Genomic DNA, 16,451 nt, shown 5'->3' with positions numbered 1-16,451 from the left:
CACCCTTCTTGCCGGGCAGCGCTTCACCCGCTTTGCCTTCGTGGCCAGGCAGCGGCTGTCCGGTGGCCGGATCCACATGGCCGGGATACCCGCTGCCGTCCCATTTCTCATGATGGTTCAGGGCGATGATGGCGGCCGCTTCATCGTAATCGGACTGAACATTGGAAAAGAGTCGGGCGCCTGGATGGTGTGCTGCTTCATGACCTCATACTCTTCGGAACTCAGTTGGGTCGGTTTTTTCAGGATCAGGTCGGAGGTGGCCACTTTCCCCACATCGTGAAGCATGGCCGCCATGCGCAGCACATCGCGGGTTTTATCGATCTCTTTTTCCGGGATATGGCGGCGTCGGGCCCAGTGTTCGTAAATCTCCAGAGAAAAATCGGCCACGCGGTTGACATGGGGACCGGTCTCCCGGGGATCGCGCATTTCCGCCATGCGAATCATGCGCAGGATCATGGCACGGGTCATCTGGGCCCGTTCCAAGGCCACGGCCGCCATGCCGGCAAAATGCAGCATGACTTTCTCGTCGGTTTGGCTGAAAGGCCGAATCCTTTTTTCATGATCCTGGGCGTTGATGATCTGCAGGATACCCAGGATTTCCTTCTTGGAAGTGATCAGCGGGATGGTCAGCATGGAGCGGGTGACATACCCGGAGGCTTGGTCAAATCTCCGGCTGAATTGATAGCGTTTATCCGGCGACAGCGTATAGACATCCGGGATGTTGAGCAATTTTCCGGTGGCAGCGGCATAGCCGGCGATACTGGTCGGGTCCACCGCTACGGAGAACGTTTGGTAAATCAACTTTTCGCCTACCGGCAACTTGCTTTGCAGGGTGTCATTTTGCGATTGTGCAAAAATGAGGCGGTCGCCTTGGCGGATATAGATGGAACCGGCATCGGCATTAACGAACTGACGCGCCCGGGTGAGGACGCGTTCCAAAAGAATGTCCAGATCGTGGATCCGGTTCAGTTCGATCCCCAGCAGCATTAAGGTGTCGAGTTTCTGCTTCTCACTAAGCATGATGACAATACTCCCGGGATGATGATTGTGGGGCTCATCCTATACAGTCGTCATCCTGGCCGTCAACTTAAAAAAAACAGGCAAATGACCACCCCGGCTGGCATTCGTGGATCTTGGAATCCGGGGGGCGACGGCTCGACGACGATGTCTTATTCAGTTAATATCGGTTAATCTTTTTTTATATAAATCGGTATAGCCTTATTCCAAATTTGACAAAATGCCTCAAGATGACTAAATATAACCATTTTTTTGATGGTGGTCGGATTTTATTATCGGATGCAAGAGGAACATATGACACAGATGCTCTCCACCAAAGAGGTGGCCAAGTTTTTGGGGATCAACGAGAAAATGGTCTACACGCTCATTTCGGAAAAAGGGCTTCCGGCGTCCAAGGTGACGGGCAAGTGGATTTTTCCCCGGCATCTGGTTGAGCAATGGGTCGAGACCAACACGACCAATTATCCCCAGAACCAGCGGACCCTGCCGCCCTATGAGGGGTTGCTCATCATTGTCGGCAGCAATGACATCCTGCTGGAAAAAACCATGGCCATTTTCAATGCCCGATACCCCGGGCATGTGTCGGTTTTCGGCAACCTGGGCTCCGTGGGTGGCATCAACGCCCTACAGCGAAACTTGTGTCATTTGGCTACCAGCCATTTGCTGCAGGAGAATGGAAGTGAATATAATTTCGATTTTTTGAAGCGCCAGTTCGAAGCGATGCCCGTGGTGGTCAATTTCTGCAAGCGAGACCAGGGCATCCTGCTGCAAAAGGGCAATCCCCATAGCATCACCAGCATTGCCGACCTGGGAAAACCGGGTGTTCGGATCATCAACCGTTCCCTGGCCACGGGAACCCGCCTGTTGTTTGACCGTGAACTCAAACGGGCGGGGCTTGCCGGCGAACGCATCCGTGGTTACGATGACGAGGTCAACCGGCATATGGATGTCGGTTTGAAAATCCTCTGCAGTCAAGCCGATGCAGGCCCCGGTATCCGGCCGGTTGCCTCCCTATTGGGGCTGGATTTTTTACCCTTGCGCCAGGAGCGTTATGATCTCCTGGTGACGCGGGAGCGCTTTTTCGAAAAGGGCGTCCAGTATTTTCTCGGCTTGCTGCATGAAAAGGCGTTTATTCAGATGGCGGAAAAGTTGGCCGGATACGACGTCTCCTCTAGCGGCAAGATGATTTTCCCCTATGAACCGACACCCTCGGAGACCCAAATGGACCCATGAGGAAAAACCGTTTTCGATCATTCACCCTAAACGAAAGAGGACAATATGCATTTTAAGCGTAAACTATTGGCAAAGGCATGTATTCTTCTGACCCTGACCTTGATGCTGGCGCTTCCGGCCACGGCAGCCGAAAAAGTGCTGATGATGGCAACCACCACCAGCACCGATAACACCGGCCTGCTCGACTACCTGAAACCCCATTTTGAAAAGGCGACCGGCATTGAATTGAAATGGACTGCCGTGGGTACCGGCAAGGCGCTTGCGTTGGGTAAGAATTGTGATGTGGATGTCCTGCTCGTGCATGCGCCGGCGGCCGAAAAGAAGTACGTCGAAGAGGGCTTTGGTGTCGATCGGCGCGAAATCATGTATAATGACTTCGTGATCATCGGTCCGGAGAGCGATCCGGCTGGCATCAAGGGCAAGAATGTCGTTGACGCGCTGGACGCCATCCGGGCCAAGGGCGCGGTGTTCGCCAGCCGTGGCGACAACTCCGGCACCCATAAAAAGGAACTGGCCTTGTGGAAAAGTGCCGGCGGCGTGGTCCCTGAAAAGGAGAGCTGGTATGTCCAGACCGGGCAAGGCATGTTGGCCACCATCAATATCGCTGCCGAGCGCAACGGCTACACCATGACCGATCGTGGAACCTATATCAAGTACGCGGATACCCTGAAGGGTAATCCGCCCCTGAAAGTGCTGGTCGAGGGGGACGCGATCCTGCTCAATCAGTACAGTGTCATCGCGGTCAACCCCAAGCGCTGCCCCGAGGCCAAGTATGATCTGGCCACCACCTTTTCGAACTGGATGGCCGGCGCCGAAGGCCAGAAGCTGATTGCCGATTTCAAGCTGTTGGGCAAACCCCTTTTCACCGCCAACGCCAAATAATTTTGCTCAGGCATGAGCGGGGAGCCACACCTTCCCGTCCAACCGGGCCGCTGCGGACGGCGGCCGGGTTGGATGGAAAACCAAATACTCGGGGGCATCAGCCCCTTTTTTAATGGCCAGACGTCCCTATTATGGATTTCATTCTTGCCGGTTTTTTCGAAGCGATCCGACTCCTTTTGGGTGGCGATGCCCAGACCTGGTCGGCCGTGGCCGCAACGCTGAAGGCCTCCACCGGGTCCATGGCCGTGAGCCTGGTTTTGGGGATTCCCTTAGGGTTTGTCTTGGGTTACGTTGATTTCCCGGGCCGTCGACAGACCCGGCTTTTGGTCGATACGGCGCTGGCCTTGCCGACGGTGTTCATCGGCTTGGTTGTCTATGCCTTTATTTCCAATCGCGGCCCCTTGGGCGGGCTGGGACTGCTGTTTACCTTGCGCGGCATCGTGGTCGGGCAGACCATCCTGGCGCTTCCGGTGGTCATTGCCTTGAGTGCCGCGGCGGTGGAAAACATGGATCGGCATCTACGCACCCTTTTAATCACCCTGGGAGCCAGTCGTCGGCAATTGTTATTCAGCAGTTTATGGGAAGTCCGCTTCGGTTTGCTGGCAGCGGGCCTGGCTGCTTACGGACGCGTCATGACCGAGGTGGGGATTTCCATGATGGTGGGCGGCAACATCAAGTGGCATACCCGCACCATCACCACCGCCATTGCCCTGGAGACGGGCAAGGGCATGTTCGCCACCGGCATCGCCCTGGGGTTGGTGCTGATCGCCATTGCCTTTATGGTCAACGTCAGCCTTTCCTTTTTGCGTAAACGATAAAATCGGCCACGCATCCACAAGGTGTTCGCCTGAGGATGCATCGCCCGGGAGCGACTTGAATTGCGTTCACCCATCTACCAGATCGACCACCTGGTTCATCGCTACCATGGGCAGCCGGTGCTGGATATCGACCAGCTATTGATTCAGCCGGCCACCATCATGGGACTGGCCGGTCCCAACGGCAGCGGTAAGAGCACGCTGCTCAAATTGATGGCCTTTATCATGCGTCCCGATGAAGGGCAGATCTATTTTGACGGCGTGCCGGCGCTTCCTTTCGGCAGTGTGGTGCGCTTTCAGGTAACGCTCTTAACCCAGGAGCCGTACCTGATGAAACGGTCGGTTTTCAACAACATCGCCTATGGATTGCGGGTGCGGGGGCAGGGCGAGGATACCGCTGGCCGGATCCATGAGGCCCTTGAGATGGTCGGGCTCGATCCCGAGCGGTTTTCCGGCCGCCAGTGGAGTGAACTGTCCGGCGGTGAGGCCCAACGGGTGGCCCTGGCGGCCCGCCTGGTGCTGAAACCGCGGGTGCTGCTGCTGGACGAGCCCACGGCCAGTGTGGATGCCGTTTCCAGCGAACTGATCCGTACGGCCTCCCTGCGGGCCCGCCAGGAATGGGGCACCACCCTGGTGATTGCCAGCCATGACCGGGAGTGGCTCTATGATGTTTGCGATGAGGTGATCCAGCTGTTTAAAGGGCGCATGACCGGGACCGGAAGGACCAACATGATTTTCGGCCCCTGGCAAGAAGGAGGAGATGGCGGGTTCCACAAGCGGCTGGGCGATGGACGCCGCCTGATCGTGCCGGCGCCGCCCCATGCAGAGGCCATCGCCTTCATCGATCCGGCCGCCTTCCGTATTCTCGACAGCCCGGCGGATCCGGTGGCCGAGCACGAGGCCTGCATCGACGGCACCATTACCCGCCTCAGCCTGGAGCGGCACAGCGGCCGACTGTATGCCGATGTGCGGGCCGGAAGCATGACCCTGGTGGTGTGCGTCGAAGCGGCGCATGTGGCCGCCATGACCCTCCACCGCGGCTGGCCGGTGCGCCTGGCCTACCGCCCCGAACGCGTTCAATGGCATTGATGCCGCGTCCGAAAAGACACCCTGCAACGCCATTTTGGGCCTTTTTTCAAACCGCCTCCAAACGTCAACCGGGAATGTCCGCACCGGAATCCACGAGATGAGCAATCGCAAAAATCTGTTTGCCTGGCCGCCGGCCGTATTTTGCTTTGCCCTGATTTGCGCGCTGCTCTGGGGCAGCGCTTTTCCCATGGTCAAACTCGGTTTTACGCTGCTGACGATTCAACACAGCACCGGCGGCAAGCTTTTTTTGCGGCATACCGGTTTTGCCTGGCCGGCCTGATGATCCTGGCCGGTCTTCGGGTCTGCGGGAAGCCGATCCGGCTTCCGGCGCGCGTGACTATGGCGCCGTATTGCTCACCGGCCTGTTGCAGACCGGCTTGCAGTACACCCTGTTTTATATCGGCCTTTCCAACACCACCGGGGTGAAAGCCTCCATCATCAACGGGTCCGGTTCTTTTTTCCTCGCCCTTTTCTCCCACTTGTGGTTCAAGGATGATCCGCTCACCGTGCGCAAGAGCGCCGGTCTGATTGTCGGGTTTCTGGGGATTCTCCTGGTAAACGTGCATGGCCGTCACCTGGATTTCCGGATGACCCTGACCGGTGACGGGTTCATTCTGCTCAGCGCCCTGTGTTCGACCTTGGCGCTGATCGTGGTCAAGAAGACGGGTGTCCGGGTTTACCCCCTGCTCATGTCAGCCTATCAGATGATCAGCGGCTCGGTGATGCTGTTTCTGCTGGCTCTTTTCTTCGACACACCGACGGTTCTGAACTTTTCACCGGCGTCCATCGGGCTGATGGCTTACCTCAGCTTCCTCTCCGCCACCGCATTTTCGCTGTGGTATGTGCTGGTGCTGCATAACCGGCTTTCCAGCATTGCCGTCTACCGTTTCCTGATCCCCGTTTGTGCCGTTTTGCTATCCGTTTTACTCATCGCGGGTGAGCATCTGCAATGGACGGCCGTCGTGGCCTTGTTAATGGTTTGCATGGGGATGGTGCTGACCTCGCGGGTCTAATGTACTGGGGCCGGGTTAGAAACTATAGCCGATGGATACGTGCCAACAGTCGGCGGATTCGTCCGGGTTGCGGTCGAGTTTGTAACCGTAGAGCAGGCCCATGGGACCGATGGGGGTGATGTATCGCAGACCGAGGCCCACGCTGGCGCGAAAATTATCCGAGCCCGCGTCTACCAGGGCATCCTGGACACTGCCGATATCGTAAAACGTGGTCAGCTCCAGGTTCATCCCCAGATCCAGGCGAAGTTCCAGACTGCCCACAACGGCGGTCTTGCCTCCCACCGGATCGCCGGCGTCGTTGACCCGCAAAAGGTTCTCCCCATACCCGCGCACATCCTGAATACCCCCGAGAAAAAAGAGCTGATCGTCGGGCACCTGGCTGCTGGCGCCATAGGGGATGATCTGTCCGAAACGGACCAGGCCGGCCAGGGTAACCCTTTCGAAGGGGCTATAGTAGAAGCGGTTATCCAACTGGTAACGAACGAAATCGTCGATTGCGTACTGGATGCCCTTGGAGATGTCGACGCTCGCGGAGGAGAAAAATCCACGCGTGGGGCGGATGAAGGAATCCCGGTTGTCGTAGCGCAGGGAAGGGCTCGTGACGAAGATGGTGCGCGTACTCTCCTCGGTTTCATCGGTGGGGTGTGTATCCACGCTGAACTGATCCCGTTTTTCCAGGTTGAAACTCAATACCGAGGCCAGATGGTCGTTCCAATTACGGTTGAATGCCAGAGCGCCACCGGTGGTGCGGGTGCCGAAGGGTTGATTGAATTCGATCTTTTCTTCAGCGTATCCGCTGAGGCTGGCTCTCGTGCGGGACCACAGAAAACGGGGCTCGGTGAGTTCGGCATCCAGCCGATATCCGGTCTGGCTAAGGGTACCGCTCAAGGCGCTGGCGATGTCCAGCCCCAATATGTTTCGATTGCCGGCGGAAACCCGGCCATACAGCCCGCTGTCCGATTTGTAACCGACGCCGGACTGGAGATAGTAGGGTGGCTTTTCACGAATATCCACGAAAAGATCGACCGTCTCATCGCGTTCCTTCAAACCGATGGTGCGGAAATCGACGGACTGAAAAATATCCATGTTCCGCAACTGGCGCTGACCGTCATAGAGGCCGCGCAGGGACAGCGGTGCACCCGGCGTGACGTTTAACTCACGGCGAATCACCCGCTCTCGGGTACGCAGATTGCCGGCGATGAAAACATCGCCCAGGGTCACTTTCGGGCCGGGGGTCACCCGATAAACGATATCGGCCCGGGTGCGGTCATCGCTGAACCCGACCTGGCTGTCGACGGTGGCGTGGGGATAGCCTTTTTCGGCCACGAGGCTGATGATGGCCTCTTTATCGGCATCCAGGGCGGCTTGCCGGAAAGGCCCGCCCGGGTGCTGGATCAGGGCTTTGCGCGCCGTTTCTTCGGGCATATCGACCAGCCCCTGGATGGTGATGCGACCCACGGTTGTCCGGGGGCCTTCGTCGATGGCCAGCTTTACATCCACCCGGGTTTTATCCCCATTGAAGGTGACCTCGGGGTCCACGGTCCGGTCCTGGAATCCTTGCTGCATATAGCGGGTGGTTACCGCGAAGACGTCTTCCTCCAGTGTTTCGGGAACAAAGGCGCCATCGTGAAACAGGCTGGGCGGGCGGGTGAGCACGTCTTCTTTGATCGCTTCGGTGGAAAGGGCGTGGTTGCCGGTGACGGAAAGGTCCTGGACCACGGATTCGGGCCCCTCCTGGATGATGAAGCGGATCTTCTGGCGCGCGATCGCCGAACCGGGAACGGGTTGGGTTTCGCTCTGGATGCGCGTATTGAGATAGCCGGCCGCGCGGTAGCGTCGCAACATGTTCTGGATGCTTTTGCGAACGCCGATGTTGCCGCGGTTGCCGGTCTTGAAGAGAACGATGTCCTTGTTCAAGGTCCGGTCCCAGAAACGCCGGTTGCCTTCCAGCGACACGTCACTGTCGGGGCCTTCGTCGATGTCGATGGCCACATCGACGTGACGGCCGTCATCCGCCACGCGGGTTTTATAGGCAAGCTTGGCGTTTAAAAATCCTTTTTCACGGTAATAGGCCAATAGCCGGTCGATATCCTTTTTAAGCTGATAGGAACTGAACCGGTCGCCGCCGGGCAGCAGTGTGTTCCGCCAGACCGTCATGTGCCATTTGAGCTTGGCGTCCGAGAGTCCTTGGTTTCCATTGAAGCTGAGCGTTCCGAGTTGGTAGGCTTGGCCCTTTTCGATGCGGACGATGAGGACGTCCTGGTCGTCCGCCCCATTTCCCTTTCGTTCGATGGTGACCTGGGGGTCGATATAGCCCGCCCGTTTGAAGCGGTTGGCGATGGGCGCGACCTGAGCGGATATTTTTTCCCGGTTATAAGGGGCACCGGGATAGAGGGTCATCACATTGAGAACATCCTGATCGAAGAGCGGCGAATTGCCGTGAATGCGAATGTCCGCGACGTAATGATATGGGGTGAGGGTAAAGACCAGGCTTTCTCCCTGGGCGGCGCTAATGGTATCCACATGAATCGCGGCAAAGCGACGGCTCAGCTTCAATGCTTCGACCGAGGCCTGGATGCCCTTTTCGGTGAGGGCATCGCCCGCTTTCAGGCCAATGAGCGATCGGGCTATCGTCTGGAACGTGGCCTGGCGCTGGGGATGATCCTGGATGACTACTTTTACCTCGCGGATCACCGGCGGCGATGTGGTTTCGGCTGTTGGGGTGATACCGGCAGACGCTTGGCCGGCCAAAAGATCCATGGGACGACAGAAAAGAAGGGCAACCAGCATCAGAAGCGATAACCCGCCATGGATGGCTCGGCGCTCAGGTTTCATGTGCGTGCTCATCTGAATTCGATCCGGAAAGAGAGTTCCGAGCCATATACGCCTTGGGAATCCTGAAATCCGCTGATCAGAATATTCTCCAGAAGCTTGTACTCGGCGATGGCCTTCTGGGTGACCTCTCCATCGGTCGTTTCGACGGCGTATTTCACGGTCATGCGGTCGGAGAGATGTTTGCCCAGGGTGACCCTGACGTCGGGGGCTTCATCGCCGTTGCCGTTATTGTCGGTGCTGTCGGTCTCCACCTGCAGGATGTCGACGCCGGAATAGCGCTTGATATCCTCGCCGAATGTATCGGCGAGCATCTCGGCCATGATCTGGCTGCTGGTGCGCTGGCTACTTTCGCCACCGGTCAGTTCACTGCCCGTGCGGCCAAAGAGAATCAGGGAGAGAATGTCCGAACTGGTCGCCGACGGCGTGGAGGTGAGTTTCAGCTTCAGATTGTCCAGGGTGCCCTCGATGGCCAGCGTGATGGTCCAGTCGCGGATGGTCGCCTGGCTTTCGATGTCGATATCGGCTTCGGTTTTATAGGGGTTGACGAAATCGATGATGCCCTTTTTCACCGTAAACGTGCGGCGTTGGAAGGTGATCGTGCCACTGGTTACCTGGGCCCGTCCGCTGAGGATGGGCTTGGCCAGGGTGCCGCCGATACGCAGGTCCGGGCTGATCTCCAGATCGGCCATGTTGTTTTCCACCAGAAAGGATTGGCGGTGGTTGACATCGATATCCATGTCGACCGTATCGAAATAGGGAATGCGCGTGGGGCTGGCGGCCGGGGACACGGCGCGCTCACGGGAGACGGCCATCTTCAGCAGGTTGATCTTCACGTCCCGATAGTAGTTGCCCTCCAGAAGAACAATCTCGCCACGGGCGGCGGCCCGGCGATCTTTGCCGGTGATGCGGATATCGCTGTTCAGGAGAACACTCAGGGTGTCGGGCACCTCCACCGGCAGGGATCGGGCGGCAAGGGTGAGGTCCATGCCCGTGGGCGTGAAGGCATCGTGATTCACGCTGCCGGAGAGGGAGAACGACCCGGTGTCGAGAAAACCCTGAACGCCCTCGAAGCGAACCCGGGTCGGTGTCAGCTGGATTTGGCCGCCGAGATCGTGCAGGCGCTGCTGCAGACCGGGGATGGTCATGGCGACCTTTTCCAGCACGAGGTTGGCGTTAACCTGCGGTTGTTCGAGGTTGCCGGTGATGCGGCCATCCAGCAACAGGCTGCCCCTGGCATCGGCCAGGTCATCACTGAAAAGGCGCATGGCCGCCAGCGGGATGCGCCCATCCAAAGCGACATCCAGATCGCCGGTGGTTTGCGCTTCGGCCTTGATGCGCAATTGGCCCTTGGAGATAAGGGTCAGGGTCGATTCGGGAATCGATAGGCGTCCCCCGGCCAAGTGGGCAACGAGCCGATCGGACTGAACCAGTGGCTTTTTATCCCAGTAAAGGGCGATGGCACCCAGATCTGCCTGCATCGTTGTATCGGCCATGGCGTTGAGATTGCCGGCGGCCGTGATCCGGCCATCCAGCGTGCCGTGCAATTCGGGCCGGCCGAAGATTCGGAAATAAGCGGCGGTCTCCGTGTGATCGAAGGTGAAGGTGCCCTTGAAATCACTGCTACGCAGATCAAAGGCCGCATCCACGGCGAAATTGAGGTTGCCCGTGAGCCTGGCTTCATCGTCATGAACGGACAGGGTCAGATCGATATCCGCGACGGGTTCATTGTTGATGCGGATCGTTTTGACGGTCAACTGGCCGTCGATATCCGGATCGTCGATACTTCCCCTGGCGTTGAGGCCAAGGCGCAGCACGCCTTCGGCGGGAAGCCGGGTCTGCAGCGACGGGATGCTCTGCAGACGGATGCCATCGGTCATCAACTGCAGGTCGATGGTCTTGTCGAGGCCGATGGAACCGCCGGCGACCAGCCGTTCGTCCGGTGTCAGTGCCGCCACCAGCCGATCGAGCCACACGCGCTGGTTTTCGAAGCGGGCCTCCAGCTTGATGGACGATATCGGCTGACCGGATAGGACGATGGCGGATCCGTCCACGGTGAATCGACCCACCGGAGCGGATATCCGGCCGCTGATCCTGCCGTCGAGGTCGAACCGGCCCTTGACCTGGTCGCTGAAAATGGCCGGATTGAAGTTTCGCGAGCGGAGGGTCAGATCAAGGCCGGGATCCGCGACAAGGTGCAGACTGCCGGGCTTGAACAGGTCGACTTTACCGTCGGCGCTCAGGCGGGAGCCTGATTGACGACATCGAGTGTATCCACCTGGAGCGTGCCGTTGTTCAGCGCCAGGTGTGCGGATAGATCCCCAATGGCCATGTCGGTTGTGTTAAGTGACTGGCCATCCAGGTCGAGGGTCCCCGCAAGGGCGGTTAGTGGACCGGCCAGGCGCAAGCGGGCATCGATCTGTCCATCAACGGGCGGGGCCTTCATGAAACGGCTGAGGGTGGCGTTGTCGATATCCAGATTCAGCCGGTTGGCGAAATCCGGGTCGATGCCGCCGAGGCCCGATAGGAGGCGCCATTGGCCGCTGCCGGTGATGCGCGCAGCTTGATTCTGGATGTTCAGGCGCTGCAAGGTCAGTCGGCCGTCCGACGTCAGGTCGGCGTCGAGGATCACGTCCCCCAGGGAATAGGCGTCGATGCGCAGCCCGCTGGCAACCAGGTTTGCCACGGCTTTCGGTTGGGCCAGACGGCCGCCGATATGGATCGTCGCCGCACCGTTGCCTTTTACCGAGGGTAGGCCGACAACGGCCAAGGCTCTGGAGAGATCGGCGGCATGCAGGCTTACATCGCCGGCCAGCGTCTGGTCTTTCATTCCGTAGCGTCCGTTGCCGGAAAGCGAGATTCCATCGGCATCCATATCCATGCGCGTCAAGGTCAGGTCGCCTGATGCCAGCTGGGCCGCCAGGGTTGCCGTGGCGTTGACGGGCCGCTGCATGCCGGTGGCCAAAAGCGCCTTGGCCCGGGTTTCCAGGTTCAGCCGGGCAAAGGTGCATTCGGCCGAACACCCTTGCCCGTGAGGGTGATGCGGCTTTCCATGCCGCCCTTGATGGCAGCCATCGATTTCAGCCATGGGGCGATATCGGGCATGGTTTGGGTCAGGGCCAGGTCGTAGGCAATGGCGTCCGGATCGGTCGGCGATGCGAGAAAACCGTTGCCAAAGGCATTGTGCAGATCGACGCTTCCCTGGAGTGCCAGCCGACCGTCGGCCAGTTGCCAGGCGGACGGCGCGATGGTGGCCTGCCGGTCCTTGATGACGACGGTGAACTCGGCGTGATCCAGGGGCTGGCCGGCCACTTGGCCGGTTCCCAGTGCCAGGACCAGGCGTGCATCAGGGTTGCTCAGCCGGCCGTTCAGATCAAGCCGGCCAGTCAACCGGCCGGCATAGGCACCTTCCAGATTGAAAACGTCCTTCAATTCGGCCAATTCACCCTGGAGGGTCACCTGGCCGTTCATCATCGGATCGGCCGCCAGTCGGTCGGTGGCCGCCTGAAGATCGATGGTGGTCTGGCCGCTGGCGACTTGGAGGCTGGGAATTTCCAGCCGTTCACCGTCCAGGCGGGCCTTCAACCGGATGCGCGTGGGGGGCGGCTGGACGCCTATGCCGCTGGTTTCCAACTGCTGAATCTGAAGATTGAGCTGGGCCTGCCGGTGCATGAGATCGCCGCTGGCCGAAAGCGTGATGCCACCGGCCGTCAGATGGACATCGTCTGCCGGCGCATCGAAAACCAGGTGGCCATCGGTGAGCGCCAGCGATTGGCAGGTGATGTTGAACGGAAAGGCGCCTTGGTCGTTTTCCTCGGGTGCGGCGGTTTCATCACCCGGCGGTACCAGTGCACGGGTCAGGTTCAGGCCGGTTTGCGCATTCTGGACCAGCTTGGCCCAGGGGGTTTGGAGCCGCAGGCGTTGCACGCGGAGTTCGTGTTGTAACAGCGGGCGCCAGGCCAAGCGAATGGCAAGATGGGTGAACCCGGCCACGGGGCGCCCTTGGGGATCGCGAAGGGTCACATCACCCAGGTCCACCCCCGGCGTGAGGACCCGCAGGCGTTGCGTTCCGATGGTGATGCTGCCGGGAATGGCCTGATTGATACGTGCTTGCAGCCAATCGCGCCCCAGCTTGGAGTTGATCCATAGGTAGCCACCCGAAATGAGCGCCGGAAGGGCGGCCATCAGGACAATCGCAATCAGCAGGAATGGTTTTTTCAAGGGGCGCATGGGAGCGAAAAATACCGCCTTCGACGGAAAAGGACAATCCCTAAGACGGGATTCCGTGACGGCCGGCTTTCCAACGTCGTTTGATGCCGAGCTGGCCTGATTGTCGGCGACCCCCACCACAGCTACCTTGATGCACTTCTTCGAGCGGCAGAATCGCGACGCGCACGACCTGCCCGAGTGATCTATAGGGTGGTTATCTCAATGTTTCTGATTTTATTGTGTTCATCTGTAATTGCCTTGACTTGATCTTGCGTAAAGCCCAGATCGCCAGACAAGTTGAAAGCAAATTCCTTTCGCGGAAAGGATTCCCTTACGAAAGGCTCCAGTGGGAAGAGACCCCAAAGAAACGGCGGTCTGTCGCGCGACAGGCCGTCCTGGTTGATAGGGAACAACAAGGGCTTGAGGAGAAATGCGGCATCCGAATTAACAAATGCCTATTTGGGCAACTTCTGCGTGATCAAATTGAAAGACATCGGCGTTTCCCACGTGCGATCGGCCTGATCAACCACCAGTCGGACGGTATTCGTTCCGCCTGGCAGAATTCCGGCGTAAATGCCGCTTTGGCCTACTGCGGCCGTATCCCTCATGGATCGCAAGGCCAGGGTACGGTGTGGCGAAATGCGTTTGGACAATGTAGCGCGAGGTGCGACGGTTTCCTTAGGGATACCGGTTTTAACGGATTCGGGATCAATACCTTGGAACACAAAGACCCCCAGGTCTTCCCCCTTGTGGAGATAGCGGGTACGGTTCCAGTCGATGGCCAGGGCCGCATTGGTTTTGTTCGTCAGGGTTAACTGGAAAGAGACATAAAATGGGTTTTTCTGTTTTTCAATTTCGATGCGGGCGTCAAACGCAGCGTTTGAAACCTCTTGGATCTCAGGTTCACTATAGTATATGGCACGAATGTTCTGGTGGGTGCAGCCCAGAAAAAGGGATAGGATAACGGCCCAGACGACATAGAAGTAGTTGCTCATTCAGTTCTCCAATCTGCTGGGGGTTGATAGCTTGACTCAAATTTTTAAACCAATTGGACGCTGTCGTCAATCTAACGCTTTGAGGTGCAAGATTTTTGTATGCCGCAGCATGTGAAGCACCTCTTCGATTATCAGCGACCCGAGTTCAACTCGGGATAGCTGATCCGTGGTCATTGTGCCGATCAACTCCCGCCCAAGTACACTGCCTTCTTCTTTATCCTTGCCGCCACCCGAGCTTCTGCCAGAAAAAATTAGCCATTACAGCAGCCGCAGCCATCATGCTTGCGCCGTTGACGTGGCAAAGAGGATGTTTTGCAGGAATTCTCCGGCCGAATAAACCATGAATACCGGGGTGGTCATCCGAGGCGGCAATCTTATTTTTGCGGCCGAAAGAAGGCCGGATGAGAATTCGGCGAGTAAAGTTTTAGGAAGTAAATCTTTTTTCATAAGGGAATATGCTCAGGTGAAGACAGACCGGTCAGTTAGATTTCACATGTAGTAGCATTGGGGTGAAAAAGGCAATATGATCGAGGTCGGTACTCCTGAACGGCCATGGGGTGTCAATTGACAATTCCGGAGCATTTGGATACACAAATAGGTATTCCTCCTCTTTCATTGCCTTGCCCCTCTATACACATCACGGATTGACTATGAAAAAATTATGGAAACACCTGCCGGTCCTGTTCGTGTTTTTTTTCTGGCTCGCATTGCCTGCGCAGGCCCAGATGGCCGGGGAAGCAGCCGTACCGTCAGAATTGCAATGGCCGCGAGTGATCGAAACCTCCCAGGCGAAAATTGTCATTTATCAGCCGCAAGTGGAGGACTTCAACGAAAACCGCCTGCTTTCCCGTTTCGCGGCTTCCGTCCAGGGCGCAAAGATGAATGCGCCGGTATTTGGCGCGGTCTGGCTTGAAGCCCGAATTGAAACCGACCGTGACGAACGCACGGTCCATCTGGTTGCCATCGAAAATGTGCGCTCCCGTTTTCCCAATGCCACCCCGGAGCAGGAAAAATGGTTTGCCGATGTCCTCACGCGGGAGATTCCCGCGTGGGATATCGTGCTCTCCAATGATCAGCTCGTCGCCGGGCTGGAGACGGAACAGGCGCGGGTGAAAACGGAGCAGGCGCTGGACAACGATCCGCCGAAAATCCTTTACGTGAACAAGCCGGCGGCGCTGGTTCTGGTGGATGGCGAGCCGATACTGAAGCCTATCGAGAAGACGGCGTTGATGACCGTGATCAACACCCCGTTTCCCATGGTCTTCCGCAAAACGGACAAGACCTATTATCTGATCGGCAAGGAAACCTGGTACCGTTCCCGGAAGATATCCGGCCGATGGCAGGAAACCGCCGATCCGCCGGCGGATGTGGCCGCCCTGGAGCGGGAAGCGTCCGATGATGAGGATGCGGAATCCGCCGTCACGACCGGTGTGGTCGTGTTTGGGGCCACGGAGCCACGGAGCTTCTCTCCATCGACGGGGAGCCCCAATTCGTGCCCTTTCCCGGCAACAACCTGATGGCCGTGAAAAACACGAGCAACAACCTTCTGTACGAAGTCGATACGGGGCATTATTACCTGCTGCTTTCCGGGCGATGGTACAGGGCCGGCAAGCTGGATGGCGCCTGGTCGTATGTGCCCCCGGACCAGTTGCCGGAAACCTTCACCGACATCCCCGCCGATTCGGACCAAGGGGATCTGCGGGCCAGTATTCCCGGAACCGAGGAAGCCCGCGAGGCCGTTCTGGATGCCCAGATTCCGGAAACGACCGCCGTCAAGCGCTCGGAAGCCAAACTTAGCGTTGAGTATGACGGGAAACCGGAATTCACATCGATCAAGGGGACCGGGATCGATTACGCCGTCAATACGGCGACCCCCGTTATCCGGATTAAAGGCAAGTACTACGCGGTAGACAACGGGATCTGGTTCGTGGCCCCCACCGCCAATGGTCCCTGGGCCGTGGCCGACGCCGTTCCGGCCGAGGTTCAGGACATTCCCCCGTCATCGCCGGTGAACAACATCAAGTACGTCTACATTTACGATTCCACGCCGGAAGTCGTTTATGTGGGATACACGCCCGGGTATACGGGCTGTTACATCCATCACGGTGTTGTCGTTTACGGTACCGGATATTACTATCGGCCGTGGTATCGTCACTACTATTATCCGAGGCCGTTTACCTATGGCTTCAGCGTCCGTTACAGCTCGTATCACGGCTGGAGTTTCGGGTATTCCTTCTTCCACGGCCCCTTCAGTTTCCATTTCGGGTATGCCTGGGGCCCGCCCCGCTATGGCGGGTGGTGGGGGCCGCCACGCTATCGGCCGCCTTACTACCGGCCACCCCATTATCGCCCCGCCACCTCAGCGG

The 16,451-nt window shown here is 58.1% G+C and carries 14 protein-coding genes and 1 pseudogene; 8 read left to right on the top strand and 7 right to left on the bottom strand.

Annotated features, from left to right (window positions below):
• Positions 1 to 7 precede the first annotated feature (7 nt).
• A pseudogene (locus JCM12296_RS13040) lies at positions 8 to 987 on the bottom strand (GAF domain-containing protein); the annotation flags it as partial.
• Positions 988 to 1,311: 324 nt separating this feature from the next.
• Here JCM12296_RS13040 and JCM12296_RS13035 point away from each other — a divergent pair.
• From JCM12296_RS13035 to JCM12296_RS13010, 6 genes are all read left to right on the top strand, one after another.
• The gene (locus JCM12296_RS13035) at positions 1,312 to 2,250 is read left to right on the top strand and encodes a helix-turn-helix transcriptional regulator (RefSeq protein ID WP_054693651.1); all 939 of its coding nucleotides are present in this window, start codon (positions 1,312 to 1,314) and stop codon (positions 2,248 to 2,250) included.
• Positions 2,251 to 2,295: 45 nt separating this feature from the next.
• On the top strand, positions 2,296 to 3,132 hold the full coding sequence (locus tag JCM12296_RS13030) for an ABC transporter substrate-binding protein (RefSeq protein WP_054693608.1): 837 nt from the start codon (positions 2,296 to 2,298) through the stop codon (positions 3,130 to 3,132).
• A 131-nt stretch (positions 3,133 to 3,263) separates the two neighbouring features.
• Positions 3,264 to 3,950 (top strand): ABC transporter permease, encoded by a 687-nt coding sequence (locus JCM12296_RS13025; protein WP_054693606.1) that lies wholly within the window; start codon positions 3,264 to 3,266, stop codon positions 3,948 to 3,950.
• Positions 3,951 to 4,010: 60 nt separating this feature from the next.
• Complete coding sequence (locus JCM12296_RS36340) at positions 4,011 to 5,036, top strand: energy-coupling factor ABC transporter ATP-binding protein (RefSeq protein WP_083456105.1); 1,026 nt, start codon at positions 4,011 to 4,013, stop codon at positions 5,034 to 5,036.
• 97 nt (positions 5,037 to 5,133) lie between these two features.
• The gene (locus JCM12296_RS13015) at positions 5,134 to 5,316 is read left to right on the top strand and encodes a hypothetical protein (protein ID WP_054693602.1); all 183 of its coding nucleotides are present in this window, start codon (positions 5,134 to 5,136) and stop codon (positions 5,314 to 5,316) included.
• Positions 5,300 to 6,049 carry a DMT family transporter gene (locus JCM12296_RS13010; RefSeq protein WP_054693599.1) on the top strand — a complete coding sequence of 250 codons (750 nt, stop codon included), beginning with the start codon at positions 5,300 to 5,302 and terminating at the stop codon, positions 6,047 to 6,049. The genes JCM12296_RS13015 and JCM12296_RS13010 overlap by 17 nt, the downstream gene beginning before the upstream one ends.
• A gap of 15 nt (positions 6,050 to 6,064) precedes the next feature.
• Here JCM12296_RS13010 and bamA read toward each other — a convergent pair whose 3' ends face one another.
• From bamA to JCM12296_RS38250, 6 genes are all read right to left on the bottom strand, one after another.
• On the bottom strand, positions 6,065 to 8,884 hold the full coding sequence (bamA, locus tag JCM12296_RS13005; RefSeq protein WP_172683887.1) for an outer membrane protein assembly factor BamA: 2,820 nt from the start codon (positions 8,882 to 8,884) through the stop codon (positions 6,065 to 6,067).
• 8 nt (positions 8,885 to 8,892) lie between these two features.
• On the bottom strand, positions 8,893 to 10,950 hold the full coding sequence (locus tag JCM12296_RS13000) for a translocation/assembly module TamB domain-containing protein (protein WP_054693592.1): 2,058 nt from the start codon (positions 10,948 to 10,950) through the stop codon (positions 8,893 to 8,895).
• A gap of 170 nt (positions 10,951 to 11,120) precedes the next feature.
• On the bottom strand, positions 11,121 to 11,969 hold the full coding sequence (locus tag JCM12296_RS12995; RefSeq protein ID WP_157067583.1) for a translocation/assembly module TamB domain-containing protein: 849 nt from the start codon (positions 11,967 to 11,969) through the stop codon (positions 11,121 to 11,123).
• Entirely contained in the window at positions 11,873 to 13,111 is a 1,239-nt protein-coding gene (locus tag JCM12296_RS12990; protein WP_054693586.1) for an AsmA family protein, read from the bottom strand. The genes JCM12296_RS12995 and JCM12296_RS12990 overlap by 97 nt, the downstream gene beginning before the upstream one ends.
• Before the next feature lie 434 nt (positions 13,112 to 13,545).
• On the bottom strand, positions 13,546 to 14,085 hold the full coding sequence (locus JCM12296_RS12985) for a hypothetical protein (RefSeq protein ID WP_054693583.1): 540 nt from the start codon (positions 14,083 to 14,085) through the stop codon (positions 13,546 to 13,548).
• Between the two features lie 276 nt (positions 14,086 to 14,361).
• Complete coding sequence (locus JCM12296_RS38250) at positions 14,362 to 14,532, bottom strand: hypothetical protein (protein WP_157067582.1); 171 nt, start codon at positions 14,530 to 14,532, stop codon at positions 14,362 to 14,364.
• Positions 14,533 to 14,735: 203 nt separating this feature from the next.
• On the opposite strand from JCM12296_RS38250, the gene JCM12296_RS12980 reads away from it, so the two are divergent.
• Together JCM12296_RS12980 and JCM12296_RS12975 are read left to right on the top strand one after the other, a co-directional pair.
• The gene (locus tag JCM12296_RS12980; protein WP_054693578.1) at positions 14,736 to 15,602 is read left to right on the top strand and encodes a hypothetical protein; all 867 of its coding nucleotides are present in this window, start codon (positions 14,736 to 14,738) and stop codon (positions 15,600 to 15,602) included.
• Positions 15,578 to 16,451: hypothetical protein (locus JCM12296_RS12975; RefSeq protein ID WP_281492003.1), on the top strand; the 874-nt coding region annotated here is incomplete at its 3' end. The genes JCM12296_RS12980 and JCM12296_RS12975, both read left to right, overlap by 25 nt.

It is taken from the genome of Desulfosarcina cetonica JCM 12296 (genome assembly GCF_001311845.1).
In the GTDB taxonomy this organism is placed as follows: Bacteria; Desulfobacterota; Desulfobacteria; order Desulfobacterales; family Desulfosarcinaceae; genus Desulfosarcina; species Desulfosarcina cetonica.
This window is presented reverse-complemented; position numbering and strand designations above follow the sequence as displayed.